A 20352-nucleotide genomic window follows, 5' to 3' on the forward strand; every position below is an offset into this window, starting at 1 on the left:
GCTGAGTTTTAAAGGCTCAGCACATCCAATCCTTCGTCGTTCAGCATCTGCGTTAAAACAATCAGTGGTAATCCAATCAAAGCCGATGGATCTGTGCTTTGTATGGATTCAAACAGGGCAATGCCCAAGCTTTCGCATTTAAAACTGCCGGCGCAATAGAGAGGTTCTTCCTTCCTTATATATGCGCGAATTTGCGAGTCACTCAATTGGCGAAAGCGAACCTCTGTATCAATCACTTCAACACGTTGCGTTTGTCCGGAGATCAGGGCCGCCGCGGTCCAAAAGTGTACGGTTTTGCCAGAGCAGGCTGTCAGCTGCGCTATGGCGCGCTCCTCGGTCATGGGTTTACCGAGAAATGTGCCGTTGAGATCGGCTGTTTGATCAGAGCCGATCACCAGACTGTCCGGATGTTGGAGAAAAATCTTTTTTGCCTTGGCTAATGCCAAGCGACAAGCCAGCTCTTTCGCTGATTCTCCGGGAAGTGGCGTTTCGTCCACGTCGGGAGAGGCGGTCGTAAAAGTCAACCCCAGCTGCCGCAATTGTTGCTGTCGGTAAGCGGAACTGGAGGCAAGAACCAGAGATGGGGCAGGCATCGGTATTATTCCGGCACTAAAAACGCTAAAAAGACGAAAATTTATCAGGTTTTCTTTGACACTGACTAGGCAAGTCAATATGATTGCGCGCCTATGTCAGACGGCTCATCCAAAAGTATGCTTCCGCGTTATATCGACCCCCGTAGGTTTTGCCAGCAGGGCGTCGTGCTACGTGGCTTTGCTGCGACTGGAGAGATGCCCAGACTGACGGAACACAATGTAATTGTTGAAAGCGTTCAGGCCGAATTGGCTTTCGCTATCGACGAGCAGCGTGAAAGATCGGTCAAAGGTAAGTTGGCCGTCAAGACCCAGCTGCAATGTCAGCGTTGTCTGGAGTTGATGCCGGTAGATCTGGATTGTGATGTCAGTCTTGCTATCGTCCGCGACGAAGAAGGCTCGCGCAATCTGCCCGGAATCTACGATCCCTGGATTGTGGATGGCGAGGAGACGGATCTGTACGCGCTGATTGAAGAAGAGGTTTTGCTCAATCTTCCGTTTGTGGTCTATCACGAAGACCCCTGTGGCGAATCTGTTGGAAATCCCGACGCTTTCGCGGAAGAGGGTGAAACGAACAAACAAAATCCCTTTCAGGTGCTTAAACAGCTGAAAGATAAGACGAAAATTTAGGGTCGGGAAGTCCGTTCCCGATAATTTCCAGGAGAAATTGCCATGGCAGTTCAACAAGACCGTAAAACTCGTTCACGTCGCGGAATGCGCCGCTCGCACGACGCGCTGACTGCAAAAACCCTTTCTGTTGATTCCACCAGCGGCGAGAAGCATCTGCGTCATCACGTGACTCCCGATGGCTTTTATCGCGGTCGCAAAGTGATCGAGAGCAAAGACGAAGAGTAAGGTAGTCGTTGTCATCGCTGGTACATATCGCGATTGATGCTATGGGCGGGGATTCAGGTCCCCGCCTTTGTATTTCTGCAGCACTGAAATTTGCTGAGCTGAACCCTTCGGTCCAATTGACTTTGGTGGGTGATCGGCAGCAGCTCACGTCTATTCAATCCTCATTGCCTCACCAAATCCAGATTATTCCCGTGGATGAGCAGGTCAAAATGACTGACCGGCCCAGCAGCGCATTGCGCCACAAGCGCAACTCATCCATGGCGGTTGCCGTGCAAATGGTTGCCGATGGAAAAGCTCACGCCTGTGTCAGTGCGGGAAATACTGGCGCGTTGATGGCATTCGGACTTCACTTGGTCGGCACTATGCCCGGCATCGAACGGCCAGCCATCTGCAAAGCGGTGCCGACAAAAACTGGCTCTTGCTGGATTTTGGATCTGGGGGCCAATCTGGAGTGTCATGCGGAAAACCTACGTCAGTTTGCGGTGATGGGGGATGCTTTGGCGCGAGTGGCAGGCGTGACTGCGCCGCGCGTTGCCCTTTTGAACGTTGGAATCGAGGCGCAAAAAGGCAAAAGCCTGCAACAGGAAGCGGCACATCTCTTGGAGGGCCAGGACAATTTGAATTTCACCGGGTTTATTGAGGCCGGAGATATTTACCGTGGCGGCGCAGACGTTGTGGTCTGCGATGGATTTACCGGCAATGTCCTGCTCAAAGCCAGTGAAGGTGTCGCGGATTTGTTGCGCGACTCTCTCAAACAGGCTTTTGTCGGTCATTTGGGTTTTAAGCTGGCGGCGTGGTTTGCGCGCCCTGTATTGAAAAAATGGGCGGGTCGATACGATCCCGCGCGTTTGAATGGAGCGTCGTTATTGGGATTGAAGGGGATTGTTGTAAAAAGCCACGGAACGACAACAGAGGAAGGTTTCCTGGCGGCGTTAAACGTCGCCTATGAGCAAGCCTTGAATGGTATCGTCGACCGCATCGCGGCTGCGGTGGGTCGCAATAACAACACAGAAATGAGGTGATCATGGCAACCAATTCACAGCTGGCGTTTGTGTTTCCTGGACAGGGTTCACAGCAGATCGGCATGTTGGCGGACATAGTCGAAAAGTGGCCAGCCAGCTCAGCGACTTTTGCTGAGGCTAGTGATGCGCTCGGTTACGACTTGTGGAAGCTGATTCAAAGCGGTACGCAAGAAGAACTGAATTTAACGGAGAACTCACAGCCTGCGCTGCTCGCGTGCAGCGTGGCCATCTGGCGCATCTTTTGTGCGGAAACATCTGTGCGCCCTGCGCTTTTATCCGGCCACAGTCTCGGTGAGTGGTCCGCTCTCGTAGCTGGCGGAGTGCTCGACTTTCAAGACGCTATACGTTTGGTGCGCTTGCGCGGCCGCTACATGCAAGAGGCTGTTCCAGTTGGCGTTGGCTCCATGGCGGCCATTATTGGCCTTGCAGATGAAGAGATCGAACGTTGCTGTAATGAAGCTCAAGAGTCTCAGGTAGTTAGCGCGGTAAATTACAACTCGCCGGGTCAGGTCGTTATTGCGGGCCATGTGGACGCGGTCAATCGAGCTATCGAATTGTGCAAGGCTGCGGGCGCCAAGCGTGCCTTGCCATTGCCAGTCAGCGCGCCATTTCACACCAGTCTGATGCGTCCTGCGGCAGAGCGTCTGGCTTCTCATTTAGCGGAAACCACCTTTAATGCGCCTGCCATCCCGGTCGTACACAATGTAACGGCTAAAACCGAGCAGGATCCTGCCATTATTCGCAATCTCATGGTGGAGCAGATCTATTCGCCCGTTGGTTGGGTTGCCTGTGTCAACTCACTCAAAGCGAGTGGAGTTACCAGCGTAGTGGAGTGCGGTCCTGGAAAAGTTCTTTCCGGATTGGTGAAACGAATTGATAAAGAGCTTTCTACCGACTCTACGGACAGCGTCGACGCGTTGACTCAAGTCATCCAGAAGCTTTCATAACTCTTTGGAGCACAGATATGTCAGATAAAAAAATCGCTTTGGTAACAGGGGCGAGCAGGGGAATAGGTGCGGCAATTGCGTCGCGTTTAAGCAAGGCGGGTATGGTTGTCATAGGGACAGCCACTACAGAAAGTGGTGCCCAGCAGATCGATGAAAGACTGAAAGCCGAAGGCAATGCTGGACGTGGCATGGTCCTCAACGTGACCGATGCGGATTCAGTCAGTCAGCTTATCGAAACGGTAACCAAGGAATATGGCGTAATCACAGTGCTGGTGAATAACGCGGGTATTACTAAAGACAATTTGCTGATGCGCATGTCAGATGAAGAGTGGTTTGACGTGATCAACACCAACCTCAGCGCAGTTTACCGCCTGAGCAAAGCTTGTTTGCGCGGTATGCTGAAGGCGCGTTGGGGAAGAATCGTCAACATCAGCTCCATCGTTGGCGCCATGGGTAATGCCGGTCAAACCAACTATTCTGCGACCAAAGCCGGTGTTATGGGCTTTACCCGTTCGTTGGCAAAAGAAATCGGGTCTCGCAATATTACGGTCAATGCGGTGGCGCCTGGATTCATTGATACGGATATGACTCGCGCACTGCCGGAAGAGCAGCGCCAGGCTCTGGTTCAAGGGATCGCTTTGGCGCGTTTGGGGCAGCCGGATGAAATTGCCAGTGTTGTTGAGTTTTTGTGCAGCGATGGCGCCGCTTATATCACTGGGGAAACCATCCACGTAAACGGTGGATTGTACATGTCATGACCGGGGATTTCCCTGGTCAAAACGGCAGTAAACCTGTATTCGGGGTGTATTTAAGTATTTAATTTACTTAAAAAACCTGGTGCAAGTTACTGTTACGCTTGAAGTTTTATGTCATTGCCAAAGAATTTTCCGGCCATGGATTACAAGTCCAGAAAAATAGCGTTAAAATGCGCGCTTTAGTTGGACCCGTGACCTAGCTGAGCTGCGGGGCATGCAAGGCGGATACGATCTGCCAAGACTGCTAAATGACATACTGCTGATTTTAATAGAGGCTATTAGGAGCTAATAAACGTTATGAGCAGCATTGAAGAAAGAGTAAAAAAGATCGTTGCCGAGCAACTCGGTGTGAAAGAAGAGGAAGTTAAGAACGAAGCCTCTTTTGTCGAAGATCTGGGTGCAGACTCTTTGGATACTGTGGAACTGGTAATGGCTTTGGAAGAGGAATTTGAAACTGAAATTCCTGATGAAGAAGCAGAGAAGATTACTACTGTTCAATTGGCGATCGACTACATCAACGAGCACTTGGCGTCGTAGTTCGCGCGACATCTTAGTTCCTCAATAAAAGCCGTAACTATGAAAATAGTACGGCTTTTATTTTTCCCCTGAGTGAGCCTGATCTACTTGATGACAATTCGTCATCGTCGCCTGCTGAATTTGCTTCAGTATTCCTGTTGCGTCTGGTTAAGTTTGGAGGAGTAACGTGCGCCGAAACCGTGTGGTGGTGACTGGCATGGGCATGGTCAGTCCGTTAGGTCACAATGTTGCTGATACTTGGGCTGCTGTTCTCGCTGGAAAAAGTGGGGCTGCACCCATCGACACTTTCGATGCGTCCGCCTTCGCGACTCAGTTCAGTGCATCTGTGCGGAATTTTGATCTTTCTCCGTATCTGTCGGAAAAAGAGGCCCGCAAAGTCGACCCATTTATCCAATATGGAATGGCCGCCAGTATTCAAGCGATTGAAGATTCTGGTCTGGTCGTAACCCCCGAAAACGCCGAACGTATCGGTTGTGTCATAGGTTCAGGGATCGGTGGTTTGGGTTCCATCGAAGAAACCTCTATTACGATCAAAGAGCGCGGTCCGCGCAGGGTTTCACCATTTTTTGTTCCCGGCTCCATCATTAATATGATCGCGGGCAACCTGTCCATTCGATATGGGTTCAAAGGAACCAATATTGCGGTTACTACTGCATGTACAACCGGAACTCATTCTATTGGCTTGGCAGCGCGTGAAATCATGTTCGGATATGCGGATGTGATGATTTGCGGTGGTTCAGAAATGGCGACAACACCAGTTGGTATCGGCGGTTTCGCAGCGGCGCGTGCGCTTTCCACGCGCAATGACGAGCCCACCAAAGCCAGCCGTCCCTGGGATCGCGATAGAGACGGTTTTGTGCTCGGAGATGGTGCCGGTGTACTCGTCTTGGAAGAGTACGAACACGCAGTTGCACGCGGCGCCAAGATCTATGCGGAAGTTGTTGGATTTGGCACCAGTGCTGATGCGTACCATATGACTTCGCCGCCGGACAATGGGGAAGGTGCTGCGCGTTCGATGCTCAATGCATTAAAGGATGCGGGCTTATCTCCGACTGATGTCCAGCATATCAACGCGCACGGCACCTCGACTCCAGCCGGAGATTTGGCTGAGTGTAGAGCGGTGAAATCCGTATTTGGCGAGCACGCCTATAACTTGACGGTAAGTTCCACCAAATCCATGACAGGCCATTTGTTGGGAGCTGCGGGCGCGATCGAGTCCATTTTTGCGGTGCTTGCTATCCGAGATCAGGTGGCTCCGCCGACCATCAACCTGGACAATCCTGATGAAGGGTGCGACTTGAACTTTGTCGCTCATAAGCCCCAGAAACAGGCAATCAACGTCGCTCTTAACAACTCATTTGGATTTGGCGGAACCAACGGCACTCTCGTTTTTCGCAAAGTCTGAACTATGACGGGCCAAATTCAGCAGCTGACAATGGTTAATGGTGAATTCACCGACCTGGTGTCAGTAAAAGATCGCGGTTTGGCCTATGGGGACGGGGTATTTGAAACCATGCGTATCAGCTGGGGGCAAATACCCTTACTCCAATATCATCTGGAAAGGCTTGAGCTGGGGTGTCAGCGGTTGAACATCCCGTATGCTTCAGACTTCGTGCGCGACTCTCTCAAGCGTTTTTTGAACGCAAAACCCGCAGAAGACCATGCCTCTCTTAAATTGGTGATGACCCGTGGTATCGGTGGCCAGGGGTACTATCCGCCAGAGGGTGGCATTACCCAGCCGACATTGATTCTCCAGTCTTCTTCTTTCTCAACCCAAGATCCTCTTGCTGAACGTGGCATCATCTTGCACAGATGTTCTTTCGCGATTTCCGGCAATACTTATCTGGCGGGGATTAAACACCTCAATCGTTTGGAATATGTGTTGGCAGCGCGGGAAGTTCCGAATACCCCGGAAACCCAGGGTTTACTGCTGGATGACACGGGGCATGTGGTCGAATCTGTGCATCACAATATCTTTGTGGTGCGTGACGGCACCTTGATCACTCCACAGCTTGAGCGGGTAGGGGTTAAAGGTGTGATGCGACGCTTCATTCTCGATGACCTGGCGCCGAAATTAGGGCTGTGTGTGGTTGAGGAAAATTTGACCGCTGATTCTCTCAAGCAGGCGGCTGAAATTTTCGTCTGCAACAGCCTTCGTGGCATTTGGCCGGTGCGCGAGTTTGAAGAAACAAGCTGGCAGGTGCCAAGTCCGGTGACGCAGCGTTTACAAGATATGGTTCAAACCCTATGGATTAAGGCCAGCGCCTAGACGAGCCTATGAAGATCAGTAAAGGAAGAGTATTGATATCGGTTGTGCTTTGGTTGCTGTTAATGGCAGGGCTGGGCACTTTGTTTATGTGGCAATGGCTGCATCGAGAGCATCCCATCCCGGATGAGCACCGTTATCTTCAGGTTGCCAAAGGGGAAAGCCTGCACAGCGTCGCGCGGCGACTGCATCAGCAGGGATTACTGCGCTGGCCGATGGTATGGCGGCTTTATAGCCGGTTTGTACAACCGGGCTCCATTAAGGTCGGAGAATATCAACTGGCGGAGAAAGAGTCGCCGATCACAATTCTTGCACTTCTTCAGTCGGGCTCCGTGATCACCTATAACGTCACTTTGGTGGAGGGGAAAACCTTCGCCGAATGGGTCGATTTGCTGTCCTTGCAGCCTAAACTTCAAGCCTCTTTAGCTTCCAAACCTGTGGAAGAACAGTTGGTGCTGCTGGGGTTGGACATTGAGCACCCGGAAGGTTGGTTTTTCCCAGACACTTACAAATTTGTCGCTGGCGACACCGATATTTCCATTTTGCGTCGCGCCCATGCGCGTATGCGGGAATTGCTGAACACTGAATGGCCGCTGCGCCAGCCGGACTTGCCTTATGAATCGCCATACGAAGCGCTGATCATGGCCTCCATTATCGAAAAAGAAACAGGCTTGCGATCCGAGCGCGGTGAAATTGCCGGGGTGTTTATCAGAAGGCTTCGACTCGGCATGCGCTTGCAGACAGATCCGACGGTGATTTATGGATTGGGGCAAGAATTCAAGGGTAACCTCACACGCAAACACTTGGCGCAGCTAACCCCTTACAACACTTACCAAATCAAAGGCTTGCCCCCGACGCCCATTGCCATGCCTGGGGCGGAGGCAGTACATGCCGCGCTTCATCCCGAGCCTGGAACGACTTTATATTTTGTTGCAAAAGGGGATGGCTCCCATCACTTTTCGACCACTCTTGCGGAGCATAATGAAGCGGTTTCCCGCTATCAGCGCAAACGCATCGAAAACTATAGGTCCGCTCCCGGACCGCAAAAAGGCGCAGAACCATGACGTCAGGCGTTCGTCCCGGGCTTTTCCTTACGGTAGAAGGTGTTGAGGGGGTCGGCAAGACCACCAACATGATGTTTATTCGCGAGTGGCTGGAAGCGGTAGGCGTGCCCTTGTTGTGTACTCGGGAGCCCGGCGGAACTCCGCTTGCCGAAGAGCTAAGAGGACTTTTGCTGGCAAATCGGCAGGAGCCGGTCGACCCTCATGCTGAGCTATTGATGATTTTTGCTGCGCGGGCGCAGCACCTCAATCGTGTCATTTTGCCTGCGCTGGCATCTGGTACGTGGGTCCTGTGCGACCGGTTTACTGATGCAACCTACGCCTATCAAGGTGGCGGGCGGAAGTTGCCTGTGGCTGTCATTGAGCAGCTGGAAAACATAGTGCAGCAAGGTCGCCATCCGGATAGAACGTTGCTGCTCGATCTTGATGTGGAAACCGGATTGGCAAGGGCGCGCAACCGTGGCGGGCTGGATCGCTTTGAGCAAGAACAACGATCTTTTTTTGAAGACGTTCGCCGTGCCTATCAGCAGCGGGTTAAAGCAGACCCTGAGCGCTTTATCGTGATAGACGCCAGTCGTTCTCTGGATGAAGTGCAAAGTCAGATTGCGGCGGAGCTGACCAAATTGCTCGCGGATTTCAAATCCGCAAATGAAAATGGAGCGGGACAATAAATCGACAGTTTCTTGCCGGTTATGGGGTGATTGAGCTCCAGTAATTCCGCGTGCAGCATCAGGCGCTCTTCCTGGGTGTCCGGGTCGTAAAGAGCGTCGCCGAGGATAGGGTGGCCCAACGCCAGGCAGTGCACGCGCAGTTGGTGAGATCTGCCGGTGATGGGAATCAGATGCAGCAAACTGGCAAATGGCCGCCTCTCTACTACACGGAAAATCGTGTGGGCCGGCTTGCCAATGTGCCAATCGACTTTTTGTTTTGGGCGATTGGGCCAGTCGCAAATCATGGGGAGAGAAATTTCGCCCGAGTTGGATTGGACCTCGTGCTTTACCAATGCGGCATATCGCTTATGAATTTGGCGTCGCTCAAATTGGTGCCCGAGGTTCTTTTGGCTGGCATGGCTGAGCGGAAATAACACTATACCGGACGTCGCCATATCCAGACGGTGTACGATTCGAGCATTGGGGTAGAGGGTTCGAACCTGATCAAAAAGATTCTCGTCCGAGCATAACCCTGGTACGCACAGGAGATTTGCCGGCTTGGCAACGGCGACCAGATGTTCATCGGTATATAAAACTTGCAGCACTGGCAAACTCGGACTGTGAATGCTGGGCGCGCCATTCTACGCTAGATCAGTGATTTAACGGAGTCGCTTTATGTCTTTGGTGGGCTTGCTGCCTCAGCCTCCATACCCATGGTTTTCATCCATATGGGATGGTTTCGCGCGTCAGGTGGAGCAGGACAGGCTGCCGCACGCGCTGCTGCTGGTTGGTCAAAGTGGCACCGGAGCTTTGGATCTTGCCCGAGCTATGGCGCAATACTTGTTGTGCTCGGCGCCGCAGCTCGGCCGCTCATGCGGGCAGTGTCGTTCGTGCAATATGTTGCGGGCGGAAAGCCATCCGGATCTTCATTGGGTGCTGCCGGAAGAGGGCAGTCAGTCCATTAAAATCGCCCAAATCCGGGAAATGACAGACTTTATCTTCAATACGGCGCAGCAAGGCGGTCGCAAGCTGGTCATTCTATCTCCCGCTGAAGCCATGAATGCCAACGCTGCCAATGCGCTTTTGAAGAGTTTGGAGGAGCCGAGCGGTAACTGTGTGTTTCTGTTGGTATCCGAGCAACCGGCGTTTTTGATGGCCACCATTCGCAGCCGCTGCGCCCGGGTTCAGATTCATACCCCCAATTTCCAGGAAGCCTTGCAATGGCTGGAGCGCAACCGGGTTGCAAATGCCGAGCAGCTCCTGGTATCGGCAGGCGGGCGACCGCTGCGGGTGATGGAGTGGTTGGCCAGCGATGTGTGGGGGCAGAAGGATCAATTGCGCCAGGAGCTGCTCAAGCTGCTGCATGGTGAAGCTAATTTTTTGGATGTGGCCAAAAATATTATGGCGTACGGACCTGTCTGGGCATTGGAACAGATACAGCAGTGGCTGGTCGATTCTGTTAAGAAGGGGTTCTCGGACGGGGTTGTGGCTGATCCACTGGTGAATGACCTGGGTCGGGTGACCAAGGCAAGTCTGGTGCGGTGTTATGATCTGATAACCGCAAAAAAGCGCCTGCTGCTGAGCAGTGCCAACCCTAATCCGCAGTTGCTTTTGGAGGAAATCATGATGGAAATAAAGGATCTTCAGCGGAAAAGCAGCTAGATTGAAAAGTGGCAGATTGGAGCAATCACCATCTGTAGCTTTCTTTTAAGTTTGAAAGTGCGTAAATTTTGACGTCACATTTTTAGAGGTTCACCTATGGCCGGACTCGGTGGTCCACGCAATGGTATCTTGTCCCTGACGATTCGAGACAAAGCAGTGCTCTACGCTGCTTACATGCCGTTTATTCAAAATGGCGGTCTCTTTATCCCGACTAACAAGTCTTACAACCTGGGCGATGAAGTCTTTATGTTGCTCAACTTGATGGACGAGCCGGAAAAAATCCCGGTCGCAGGAAAAGTTGTCTGGATTACTCCCCGAGGAGCCCAGGGTAACCGCGCTGCCGGTATCGGCGTGCAGTTCAGTGGTGAAGATGACTCCGCCTCCAAGAAAATCGAAACCTATCTGGCCGGTTCGCTCGACTCGGACCGCCCGACTCATACGATGTAGCCATGCTTGTTGACTCTCACTGCCATCTGGATCGTCTCAACCTGGAACAATGCGGCGGTTCTCTTGCAGCTGCGTTAGACGGAGCAAGGGCGGATGGCATATCCCATATGCTGTGTGTCTGTATCAGCGCCGAAAACCGTCAAGCGGTGCTGGATATCGCACGCGGTAATCATGGGGTCTGGGCATCAGCGGGTGTACACCCGTCGGATGTCGGTGACGAAGTTGTTTCGGTGGAGACATTGCTAAGCTGGTGCGACCATCCCAAGGTTGTTGCTTTGGGCGAAACCGGCTTGGACTATCACTACACGGTGGAGAGAGTTAAAGAGCAGAAGGAAAGTTTTATCAATCACCTTACTGCCGGCGCAGCGCTCGACCTTCCCATTATCGTGCATACCCGGGAAGCTCGCGAGGACACTATAGAGCTTATTCGGGCTCACGGCAGTACGGAATCAGCGGGTGTGCTCCACTGTTTTACCGAGTCTTGGGAAATGGCGAAGCAAGCGCTGGATCTCAATTACTACATTTCCATCTCCGGCATAGTGACGTTCCGCAATGCGGATGAGCTGCGGCAAGTAGCCAAAAAAGTGCCGGCAGACCGTCTTCTGGTTGAGACCGATTCCCCGTATTTGGCTCCTGTGCCCTATAGAGGCAAATCCAATCAGCCGCGTTATGTGCGTGCTGTGGCGGAATTTGTAGCTGAACTCCGTGGTGTTACTTTGGAAGAATTAGCCGGGCAAACGACCGATAATTTCTTCCGCTTATTCAAGAGAGCTCAACGGCTTCCTCAGTAATGCCTGCTCACCAGTAGTCCGGCAATCACATGGCGGGCTATTTACTAGAAGCGGGTTTTCGTTAGTGAAATAGCGATTCTTTTTTACCTTCGCATCAACTGAAGGTGTTACTTCAATATTGAGGATGTTTGCATAAGCGCACCTTGGTTAACCCAAGGTGCAGTTGTAAATCCTTGACATGGCATCCAGCGCAACGATTAGCGAGGACAGATGAAACATAAATTACTAACCATGCTGCAAATGCAGGATGAAATGAATACCAGGGTTCATCCAGTGTGGCGTGAGCAGGGGTACGAGTGGTATCGAGCAATCTGGGTGGAATGTGCCGAACTGATGGACCATTACGGTTGGAAATGGTGGAAAAAACAATCGCCAGATCGCGACCAGGTGGTGCTTGAGTTGATCGATATATGGCATTTCGGCTTAAGCGATCTGCTGAAGGATGGTACGCCTGCGGAAGCCATCGCCGAGCAATTGCAGCAGGCTCTGAGTGACACGTCAGATTCAGGCACGGATTTTCGTCTGTTGGTAGAAGCTTTTGCGCAGCAAACCCTTGTTACGCGCCGTTTTGATCCGGTCTCGTTCCATAAACTTTTGTTGTCCATGGATATCTCAGTAGAGAACCTGTACCGGTCCTACGTAGGGAAAAACGTGCTCAACTTTTTCCGCCAGGACAAAGGCTACAAAGAGGGGAGTTACGTCAAAGTCTGGAACGGGCAGGAGGATAACGTTCATCTGGTGGAGATTCTCGACAGCCTGGACAGCAACAGCCCAAGCTACCGTGACGACGTTTATGTCGCGCTTCTGCAGCGGTATCCGGTGTAACGGTTGTCAGCCGGTAATGACATTTTCATGCAGTACTCTATAATGGCGCCGCGTTTGAACCCACGGCCTGGTCAACCGACTTGTGTCCCTGTCTCATACGAGCAGGCTGCCAGCTAACCTTGTCAGCGGCTGGCCTGACCATTCCTGCTGACACCACCCTATTGCCTAACGGAGATCTATCGTGAAAGCACCCGTTCGAGTTGCCGTTACCGGCGCAGCCGGTCAAATCAGTTATTCCTTGTTATTCCGCATAGCTTCCGGTGAGATGTTGGGTAAAGATCAGCCGGTAATTCTTCAGTTGCTCGAAATTACCCCTGCATTGAACGCTCTGAAAGGCGTGGCAATGGAGTTGGACGATTGTGCTTTCCCTTTACTGCAAGGCATCGTTTGTACCGATGACCCCTCCGTTGCCTTCAAGGATGTGGAATACGCTCTCTTGGTCGGTGCGCGTCCGCGCGGACCAGGCATGGAGCGAAAAGACCTGTTGGAAGCCAACGCCGCGATCTTCTCTGTTCAAGGCAAGGCACTCAATGATCATGCCGCTCGCAACGTAAAAGTTCTGGTTGTCGGCAACCCCGCCAACACCAACGCCTTGATTGCTCAGCGCAATGCGCCAGATCTCGATCCACGTCAATTTACTGCCATGACCCGTTTGGATCATAACCGCGCAGTAACCCAGCTGGCTCAAAAGCTTTCCATCAGCATCGATCAAGTCACCAAAATGACTATCTGGGGTAACCACTCTTCAACTCAATACCCGGATCTGTTCCATGCTCAGGTCAATGGTGGTGTTGCCATCGAGCGCGTTGAGCGCGAGTGGTACGAAAAAGAATTTATCCCGACAGTTCAGCAGCGCGGCGCCGCTATTATCGCCGCCCGAGGTGCTTCCAGCGCTGCATCTGCAGCGAATGCGGCAATTTGCCATATGCGCGATTGGGCATTGGGCACTCCAGATGGCGATTGGGTCAGCATGGGTGTATACAGCGATGGCAGTTACGGAATTGAAGAAGGCCTGATTTACTCATTCCCCTGCGTTTGCAAAAACGGCAACTGGCAGATCGTTCAAGGTCTCGACATCGACGCTTTCTCACGAGCCAAAATGGATGCAACTGCTCAGGAGCTGAAAGAAGAGCGCGATGCAGTTAAATCATTGCTACCAGCTTAATTTAAATTTCGTTTGAATTTCGTAAAAGCCGCTTCATGTAGATGAAGCGGCTTTTTTATTGTTTTTTGGAGATGAACTATGGCGAGAGTTAAGCAGGGTGCAAAAGCACCGAATTTTTCTCTGCATAATCAAAATGGTGATCTGGTGAGTTTAAAAGACTTCGTCGGAAAATATTTAATTCTTTATTTTTATCCCAAAGCGCTCACACCAGGATGCACGGCGCAGGCGTGTGGTATGCGCGATATCCAGAAAGAGCTGCAATCATTGAATGCGGCGGCGGTGGGAATAAGTCCAGATCCAGTGAAAAAACTGCAGAAATTTAAAGAAAAACACGAGTTAAATTTCGATTTGCTGGCCGACGAGGATCATTCTGTGGCTGAGTCATATGGCGTGTGGGAGCTGAAAAAATTTATGGGGAAGGAGTATATGGGCGTTGTGCGCACCACATTTGTTATCGACCCGACAGGAAAAATTGTGGGCATCCCTGAGCGTTTTACTACATCGACGCATCATCAGGTGGTTCTGGACTGGCTGAAGTCACATATCAAGTAGAGTCCGGTACGGGTTAATTGGATGAGCTTATGTGGCCACTTTCCCGATCTTATTAACGAGAGTATTCAAACGGTCGCATGAACACAGTTGTTTAAAAATGCGACAGAATTCGCTAAGCTTCCTTCAGATTGTTTAGCGCGCTTGCAATTGCACTTTGTTGCTCTTGCTACTTTGTTAATTTTAATGGAGTAACGTGCTAAGCGAAGCGGGAGGTTAGTGCGGAATAACTAATGGCGCTGAAAGCCGCTCAATGGCGTAAAGTGGACTGGTTCTGAATGCGAATCACTATTAGTTTAGCTGCCCTGGAAATGTAGTTTCCTGACCTCAAAAATCCTGCTTCATTTAGATGATTAATAAATAAAAAAAGCCCGCTTAATACTCGAAGAGAAGGTGACGATTTTGAAGCTCAATATCAGCAGCAAGGCCCCTTTGGACTATCCTCGGATAGATGTTCAATTCAAGCCCGAAGTCACGTCGTTCAGTGAGAGAATCAAGCACCTATATAAGGTACTTGCGGGAACCCCATACTACAGCGCCGATCGTTCTGGGATTTCCCGGTTGCTGGATGCGGGTTGTCAAATTTTTGGTTTTGAGCACGCGCTTTTGTTACGGCGCTTGTCTCAGCAGGTCGCGGAAGTAGTCGCGACTAGTGAATCTGATGATGATGAAGATCCTTTTTACATGGGGCAGCATATCCATGTGGAAAATACGCCGTCGGAACAAATCTTTTCGGATGGTGCTTCACATCACTATAAAAACGTTCCCTCCATCGCGGCCTATTCGGCAGCCTTTTCGTATAATGGCGTGGACGTCAACGCCTATATCGGTACGCTAGTATCGTCATCATCTACGGAGCCGATGGTAGTGTGTTTCTTTTCGTCGACTCCTAAAGAGGCTGATTTCAGCGCCGAAGATATAGAAACTATAGAACTCTTGGCAGAAGGAGTGGCCTGTATGATTGATCTACAGAAAGCACAAGCCCAACGTAAGCTGACAGACCAGGCCATGTTTGCCATGGGGTCTGTCAAAACGTTGGATGAGTATCTTCAACAAGCCAAACTCCCTGAGGTTTACGGGGTTCCGGCGCGAGTTGTTGAAGTCCTGCAGCGACGAATTGGCCGTGCTCAGTTAGGTATCGGTCATGTGGCGGAAGAGTTGAATCTATCCAAGCGAACTCTACAGCGGCGGCTGCAGCAGCAAGATATCAGCTTTGCAGAATTGCGCGATCAGGTACGTTTCCATTACTCCATCGATTATCTGATCAAACAGCATTTGAGCATTGATAGTATTTCTGCCTCTCTCGATTTCTCTGATCGAACCAGCTTTACCAATGCATTCAAGCGCTGGACTGGACTGTCCCCCAGTACATTCCGCAAGCTGTTCCGCGATTACGTCTAGTTCTGACTCTGTCTGAGCGAGGATCATTCTCCTCGCTCTATTCATTTCCTCTGTTTCTCTCGTTGCTCGAGTTATTGAAACTCGGTACAGTTGCAGCCCATCTTTTTTGTCCCTTTCGATGAATCAAGAGGTCATCATGTCGTTTTTTGTCGCCGAAGCCGTTGCCCAAACGCAAAGTGCTCCACCTCCTCAAAGTGGTTTGTTCCAGATCGTCATGCTCGTCGGGCTTTTTGCCCTGATGTATTTCATGTTGATTCGCCCTCAGCGCAAGCGCCAGAAGGAACATCAGCAGCTGATTTCTGCTTTGGCAAAAGGTGATGAGGTTGTTCTGACCAGCGGAATGTTGGGCAAGGTCACCGACGTGGGTGAGGTTTACATCACTGTGGATGTGGGGAATGAAGTAAAACTGAAGTTCCAGAAAGTTGCAGTCCACGCTGTGTTGCCGAAGGGCACGATCAAGTCCATTTAAGATAAGTCATCAAAGCCCCTGCGAGGGGCTTTTTTGTATCTGTTGCATCAATATCTTTCCTGCAAAACGCCAGACGTGTAATGTCTGGTTTTCTACCATCCGCTACGTCAATTCAATCAACTTCCGCAGGATATTCGGGAGACTCTTTTGGAATCGCTAATTCTTTCTATCAATGCGCTGCTTTGGGGAAAAGTTCTTTGGATTTTGATCATTGCAGTAGGTGCGTTTTTAACCTTTAGACTTGGATTTCTCCCGCTGCTCAAAATTGGCTACGCATTTCGCCAATTGTGGCGCACCCGCAAAACCCAAGAGATTGCAGGAATCAGCCCGTTTGGCACTTTAATGGTGGCTCTGTCTGCAACAGTAGGGACTGGAAATATTGCTGGTGTGGCGACTGCTATTGGACTTGGCGGGCCGGGAGCACTGTTTTGGATGTGGTTTAGCGCTCTTTTAGGCATGGCGACCAAATATTCGGAATCGGTTTGCGCTGTGCATTTCCGTGAAAAAAATCTTCACGGAAAGTATGTGGGTGGGCCCATGTACTACATCAAAAATGGCATGGGCAAAAAATGGTTGTGGCTTGCTGTTTTATTCGCGGTTTTTGGCTCCCTTGCAGGGTTTGGCATTGGTAATACGGTGCAAGCCAATTCTGTGGCAGCTTCTGTAGAGCGGGCTTTCGGTGTTGAGAGAAATTGGACGGCCTTGGTCATGACAATTGTTATTGGCATTGTCTTGATCGGTGGATTGCGGGGTATTGCACGAGCGGCAACGGCGCTGGTTCCCTTTATGTCCGTTGTCTATGTGATTGCAGGTTTTATTGTTATAGCTGCGAATGTTTCCGAAATACCTTCCGCCCTTGCCATGGTTGTGGAGTCCGCATTTACCGGAACTGCAGCTACTGGAGGATTTGCCGGAGCCACAGTGGCATTGGCGATTGAAAAGGGGATAGCGCGAGGCGTTTTTTCCAATGAGGCCGGTTTAGGTAGCGCGCCAATTGCGCACGCTGCTGCAGAATCCAATAGTCCGGTGGAGCAGGGGTGCGTAGCAATGCTGGGTACATTTATCGACACTTTGATCATATGTACGATCACGGGATTTTCGATCATTTTGACCGGTGTTTGGGATGGGGACTTCCAAGGGACTGCTATGTCTCAAGCTGCTTTTTCCGCTGTACTGCCGTTCGGAGATCAAATAGTGGCTCTCAGTTTGTCGCTTTTTGCATTCACGACTATTCTCGGATGGAGTTATTACGGTGAGCGCTGCGCGGAGTTTCTGTTGGGCGAAAAAATCGTGTTTTGGTATCGCTGTGTTTGGGTGGCTGCCGTGCCAATTGGTGTGCTGATGAGTCTGGAGCTGGTGTGGAGTATTGCTGACATACTGAATGGTTTAATGGCCATACCCAACGTCATCGCGCTTTTTGCTCTCAGTGGGTTGGTCGTGAAACTTACTCGTGAGCACTTTAAAGCCGATACGAATACAGCTGTTTCTCGGGAGTCGAATTAATGCCCAAAGGTTTCGGCAGCAAACTGGTCATCGCAATTTCGTCGCGTGCCTTGTTTGATTTGAGTGATAGTCACGCGGTTTTCCAGTCTGAAGGGCTGGATGCTTACGCGCGTTATCAAATTGAGCACGAAGATGACGTGCTGCCACCGGGGGATGCATTCCCTATGGTGAAGAAATTATTGGCAATCAACGATATGCTCGGCGGCGATCCCAGGGTTGAAGTGATTCTCTTGTCGCGTAACAGTGCTGACACCGGGCTTCGAGTCTTTAATTCCATCAACCATTACGGCTTAAAAATCACTCGAGCTGCGTTTTGTGGCGGTGAAAGCCCATATCGCTACATTGAACCTTTCAATTGCCATCTTTTTCTCTCCACTGATGCGGAAGACGTTTGTCAGGCCCTGGAAAGGGGAGTGGCAGCGGCAACTTTGCTTACATCCAAAAAGGCTGAGCAGGAAACCAATCAGCTGCGTTTTGCTTTTGACGGAGATGCCGTTCTATTTTCAGATGAGGCAGAACGGGTCTTTAAAAGCCAAGGATTGGAGGAGTTCGCCAGACACGAAAAAGAGTCGGCTCACACGCCTTTGAGTGGCGGGCCATTTAAGTCCTTTTTGGCAGCGCTACAGGGGCTGCAAAAGGAATTTGGTCGCGAAGAGTGTCCAATTCGGACTGCTCTGGTAACTGCTCGTTCCGCTCCGGCCCACGAACGAGTGATCCGCACCCTGCGCGCCTGGGATATTCGCCTTGATGAATCCTTGTTTCTGGGTGGCCTCGACAAAGGCGCGTTTCTCAAAGCATACGGCGCAGATGTGTTTTTTGATGATCAGCCGTTTCACTGCTTATCCGCCAAAGAACATGTCGCCACCGGGCATGTTCCTCATGGAATTGCCAACCAAGTTAAGGCCGGGTAAAGCTAAAAACTACCATCCTTTGTAAGTCTCGCTTATAAGCGCGTCGCTCGTCGGGATCGACCGGTAAAGGTCATGCATTTGCGGCGGTCGCTGCTAGTCTTTGAAGAGATGTTGGCGTGAAAGATATCACAAAACGCCAGCCTACCTTTTATACAGCTCCAGATGAGAAGTAGGGGCATTAATGATCAAAACCATATTGTTTGCGACAGATCTCGGGGCATTTACCGCCCATAGTTTGTTGCATGTTGAAGCCATCGCCCGCCGATTTGATGCCAAGGTCCACATAATTCATGCGGTTCAGCCGATTGGAGAATTTGCCGCTGCGGTTGTGCGCAGCCATTGTTCGGATCAGGTGAAGAGGGAAGTATTGAAAACTCCGCATATCACAGGGCTTATGGAAGCGATGAGGGAGCAAATTTTTGAAGTTCTTGCGCGCGAACCTTTTAATGAGTCGGGCCTGCTGAACTATATCCGTGACATAGTGGTGTCCCCAGGGCAGCCGGCAGCCGTCATTTTGCAGGAGGCCGACAGGATTCATGCAGATCTGATTATTATCGGAAGTCATTCCACCGAAGCTTTAGATGATCGCCTTCTCGGGTCCGTCGCGACCAAAGTGCTGCAGTTGGCGAGGGTGCCTGTATTGATGGTGCCCATGATGAGCCAAATGGTCGGCACTTATTGCGAACGTCATCAACCTATCTATCGAGCTTAACGCTCCTTTAATTCTTAGTCCCACTCTACGAAATACGCTCCATTGCGCGACGGACCGCAACATATGGTTGTATTTTTTTATGATTTTTTGTGGGGCAAGCCGTTTTGTGAGTGCTAAATTTATTCTAAGTTGGTAAATCATTAGCTGTCCGGCTATGCTTCAATTGAATACATGTCGGTAGTTTTTAGAATCTTACGACTTATTCCACGAGTGTTGTCTTTCTGTCCCTGACCTGCCGCCATTTGGAGGGCATATGAAACTGCAGCAGTTGCGTTACATTTGGGAAGTTGCCCATCACGATCTCAACGTGTCGGCCACCGCCCAAAGCTTGTACACGTCTCAGCCTGGTATCAGCAAACAGATTCGCCTGCTAGAGGATGAGCTCGGCGTTGAAATTTTCTCTCGTAGCGGTAAACACCTGACGCGGATTACGCCTGCGGGTGAAGCCATTCTGCGTACGGCGGGAGAAATTCTCCGCAAAGTAGAAAGTATCAAACAAGTTGCGCAGGAGTTCAGTAATGAACGCAAAGGCAGCTTGTCGATTGCGACCACACATACCCAGGCGCGTTATGCGTTGCCGCGCGTGATTGGTGATTTCATTAAGCGCTATCCGGATGTTTCGCTTCATATGCATCAGGGTACTCCGATGCAGATCTCGGAGATGGCGGCAGATGGCACTGTGGATTTTGCTATAGCAACTGAAGCTATGGAGTTGTTCAGCGATTTGATCATGCTGCCATGCTATCGCTGGAATCGTTGTGTGTTAGTGCCGAAGAACCACCCGCTGACGCAGGTGTCGCAGCTGACTATAGAGGATATCGCTAAGTTTCCGATTGTCACTTATGTATTTGGTTTTACCGGTCGCTCAAAACTGGATGAAGCATTTTTGGAACGCGGTTTGGCTCCGAAAGTGGTATTTACCGCTGCTGATGCGGACGTTATTAAAACCTACGTCAAATTAGGACTGGGTATCGGAATTGTCGCAAAGATGGCTTTTCAGCCGGAAGAAGACAGCGATCTGGTAGCTTTGGATGCGAGTCATTTATTCCGCTCCAGCACCACCAAGATCGGTTTCCGTCGTGGTACTTTCTTGCGTGGATTTATGTATGAGTTTATTGAAGAATTCGCGCCGCATCTGACCAAAGATGTGATCAACGAAGCCTTCAAACGCCACTCAAAAATGGAATTGGATGAGTTGTTTGCCGACGTGGAATTGCCAGTTTATTGAGCTGGC

24 protein-coding genes are annotated in these 20352 nt (G+C 50.8%); 22 read left to right on the forward strand and 2 right to left on the reverse strand.

Going from position 1 to position 20352, the window contains the following annotated elements; genetic code table 11:
* Window positions 1–8: 8 nt before the first annotated feature.
* Window positions 9–593, reverse strand: coding sequence for a nucleoside triphosphate pyrophosphatase (locus DWB84_RS05180; protein ID WP_187408651.1), 585 nt, complete (start codon window positions 591–593; stop codon window positions 9–11).
* Between the two features lie 165 nt (window positions 594–758).
* Here DWB84_RS05180 and DWB84_RS05185 point away from each other — a divergent pair, with 165 nt between their 5' ends.
* From DWB84_RS05185 to tmk, 10 genes are all read left to right on the forward strand, one after another.
* Window positions 759–1220 carry a YceD family protein gene (locus DWB84_RS05185; RefSeq protein ID WP_187408652.1) on the forward strand — a complete coding sequence of 154 codons (462 nt, stop codon included), beginning with the start codon at window positions 759–761 and terminating at the stop codon, window positions 1218–1220.
* Between the two features lie 42 nt (window positions 1221–1262).
* On the forward strand, window positions 1263–1445 hold the full coding sequence (rpmF, locus tag DWB84_RS05190) for a 50S ribosomal protein L32 (protein ID WP_187408653.1): 183 nt from the start codon (window positions 1263–1265) through the stop codon (window positions 1443–1445).
* A gap of 8 nt (window positions 1446–1453) precedes the next feature.
* Complete coding sequence (gene plsX, locus DWB84_RS05195; protein WP_187408654.1) at window positions 1454–2467, forward strand: phosphate acyltransferase PlsX; 1014 nt, start codon at window positions 1454–1456, stop codon at window positions 2465–2467.
* Window positions 2468–2469: 2 nt separating this feature from the next.
* Window positions 2470–3414 (forward strand): ACP S-malonyltransferase, encoded by a 945-nt coding sequence (fabD, locus tag DWB84_RS05200; protein ID WP_187408655.1) that lies wholly within the window; start codon window positions 2470–2472, stop codon window positions 3412–3414.
* A gap of 17 nt (window positions 3415–3431) precedes the next feature.
* Window positions 3432–4172, forward strand: coding sequence for a 3-oxoacyl-ACP reductase FabG (gene fabG, locus DWB84_RS05205; protein WP_187408656.1), 741 nt, complete (start codon window positions 3432–3434; stop codon window positions 4170–4172).
* 294 nt (window positions 4173–4466) lie between these two features.
* Window positions 4467–4706 carry an acyl carrier protein gene (acpP, locus tag DWB84_RS05210; protein ID WP_187408657.1) on the forward strand — a complete coding sequence of 80 codons (240 nt, stop codon included), beginning with the start codon at window positions 4467–4469 and terminating at the stop codon, window positions 4704–4706.
* Between the two features lie 166 nt (window positions 4707–4872).
* Complete coding sequence (gene fabF / locus DWB84_RS05215) at window positions 4873–6111, forward strand: beta-ketoacyl-ACP synthase II (protein WP_187408658.1); 1239 nt, start codon at window positions 4873–4875, stop codon at window positions 6109–6111.
* Window positions 6112–6114: 3 nt separating this feature from the next.
* Entirely contained in the window at window positions 6115–6975 is an 861-nt protein-coding gene (gene pabC, locus DWB84_RS05220) for an aminodeoxychorismate lyase (RefSeq protein WP_187408659.1), read from the forward strand.
* 8 nt (window positions 6976–6983) lie between these two features.
* Complete coding sequence (gene mltG / locus DWB84_RS05225; RefSeq protein WP_187408660.1) at window positions 6984–8036, forward strand: endolytic transglycosylase MltG; 1053 nt, start codon at window positions 6984–6986, stop codon at window positions 8034–8036.
* The gene (tmk, locus tag DWB84_RS05230; protein WP_187408661.1) at window positions 8033–8704 is read left to right on the forward strand and encodes a dTMP kinase; all 672 of its coding nucleotides are present in this window, start codon (window positions 8033–8035) and stop codon (window positions 8702–8704) included. The genes mltG and tmk overlap by 4 nt, the downstream gene beginning before the upstream one ends.
* On the opposite strand, the gene DWB84_RS05235 is transcribed toward tmk, so the two are convergent.
* Window positions 8632–9288 carry an RluA family pseudouridine synthase gene (locus tag DWB84_RS05235; RefSeq protein ID WP_370589671.1) on the reverse strand — a complete coding sequence of 219 codons (657 nt, stop codon included), beginning with the start codon at window positions 9286–9288 and terminating at the stop codon, window positions 8632–8634. The genes tmk and DWB84_RS05235 overlap by 73 nt on opposite strands.
* Before the next feature lie 70 nt (window positions 9289–9358).
* Here DWB84_RS05235 and DWB84_RS05240 point away from each other — a divergent pair, with 70 nt between their 5' ends.
* The 12 genes from DWB84_RS05240 (at window position 9359) to cysB (ending at window position 20346) form a co-directional block, all read left to right on the forward strand.
* Window positions 9359–10345: a DNA polymerase III subunit delta' gene (locus DWB84_RS05240; protein WP_187408663.1), complete on the forward strand. Its 987-nt coding sequence runs from the start codon at window positions 9359–9361 to the stop codon at window positions 10343–10345.
* Between the two features lie 96 nt (window positions 10346–10441).
* The gene (locus DWB84_RS05245; RefSeq protein ID WP_187408664.1) at window positions 10442–10792 is read left to right on the forward strand and encodes a PilZ domain-containing protein; all 351 of its coding nucleotides are present in this window, start codon (window positions 10442–10444) and stop codon (window positions 10790–10792) included.
* A gap of 2 nt (window positions 10793–10794) precedes the next feature.
* Window positions 10795–11583: a TatD family hydrolase gene (locus tag DWB84_RS05250; protein ID WP_187408665.1), complete on the forward strand. Its 789-nt coding sequence runs from the start codon at window positions 10795–10797 to the stop codon at window positions 11581–11583.
* A 210-nt stretch (window positions 11584–11793) separates the two neighbouring features.
* Window positions 11794–12408 carry a dUTP diphosphatase gene (locus DWB84_RS05255; RefSeq protein WP_187408666.1) on the forward strand — a complete coding sequence of 205 codons (615 nt, stop codon included), beginning with the start codon at window positions 11794–11796 and terminating at the stop codon, window positions 12406–12408.
* 181 nt (window positions 12409–12589) lie between these two features.
* Window positions 12590–13573, forward strand: coding sequence for a malate dehydrogenase (locus tag DWB84_RS05260; protein WP_187408667.1), 984 nt, complete (start codon window positions 12590–12592; stop codon window positions 13571–13573).
* A gap of 78 nt (window positions 13574–13651) precedes the next feature.
* Window positions 13652–14125, forward strand: a complete 474-nt coding sequence (gene bcp / locus DWB84_RS05265; protein WP_187408668.1) for a thioredoxin-dependent thiol peroxidase — start codon at window positions 13652–13654, stop codon at window positions 14123–14125.
* 390 nt (window positions 14126–14515) lie between these two features.
* Window positions 14516–15523: a helix-turn-helix domain-containing protein gene (locus DWB84_RS05270; RefSeq protein ID WP_370589672.1), complete on the forward strand. Its 1008-nt coding sequence runs from the start codon at window positions 14516–14518 to the stop codon at window positions 15521–15523.
* A 136-nt stretch (window positions 15524–15659) separates the two neighbouring features.
* On the forward strand, window positions 15660–15992 hold the full coding sequence (gene yajC / locus DWB84_RS05275; protein WP_187408669.1) for a preprotein translocase subunit YajC: 333 nt from the start codon (window positions 15660–15662) through the stop codon (window positions 15990–15992).
* A gap of 147 nt (window positions 15993–16139) precedes the next feature.
* The gene (locus tag DWB84_RS05280) at window positions 16140–17495 is read left to right on the forward strand and encodes a sodium:alanine symporter family protein (protein WP_187408670.1); all 1356 of its coding nucleotides are present in this window, start codon (window positions 16140–16142) and stop codon (window positions 17493–17495) included.
* Window positions 17495–18406: a 5'-nucleotidase gene (locus DWB84_RS05285; protein WP_187408671.1), complete on the forward strand. Its 912-nt coding sequence runs from the start codon at window positions 17495–17497 to the stop codon at window positions 18404–18406. Before DWB84_RS05280 ends, DWB84_RS05285 begins: the two co-directional genes overlap by 1 nt.
* A gap of 181 nt (window positions 18407–18587) precedes the next feature.
* Entirely contained in the window at window positions 18588–19118 is a 531-nt protein-coding gene (locus DWB84_RS05290; protein ID WP_187408672.1) for a universal stress protein, read from the forward strand.
* Between the two features lie 253 nt (window positions 19119–19371).
* A complete protein-coding gene (gene cysB / locus DWB84_RS05295) occupies window positions 19372–20346 on the forward strand; it encodes an HTH-type transcriptional regulator CysB (RefSeq protein ID WP_187408673.1) in 975 nt (324 codons plus the stop codon).
* Window positions 20347–20352 lie beyond the last annotated feature (6 nt).

This window comes from Saccharophagus sp. K07, assembly GCF_014336955.1.
Classification (GTDB): domain Bacteria; phylum Pseudomonadota; class Gammaproteobacteria; order Pseudomonadales; family Cellvibrionaceae; genus UBA5868.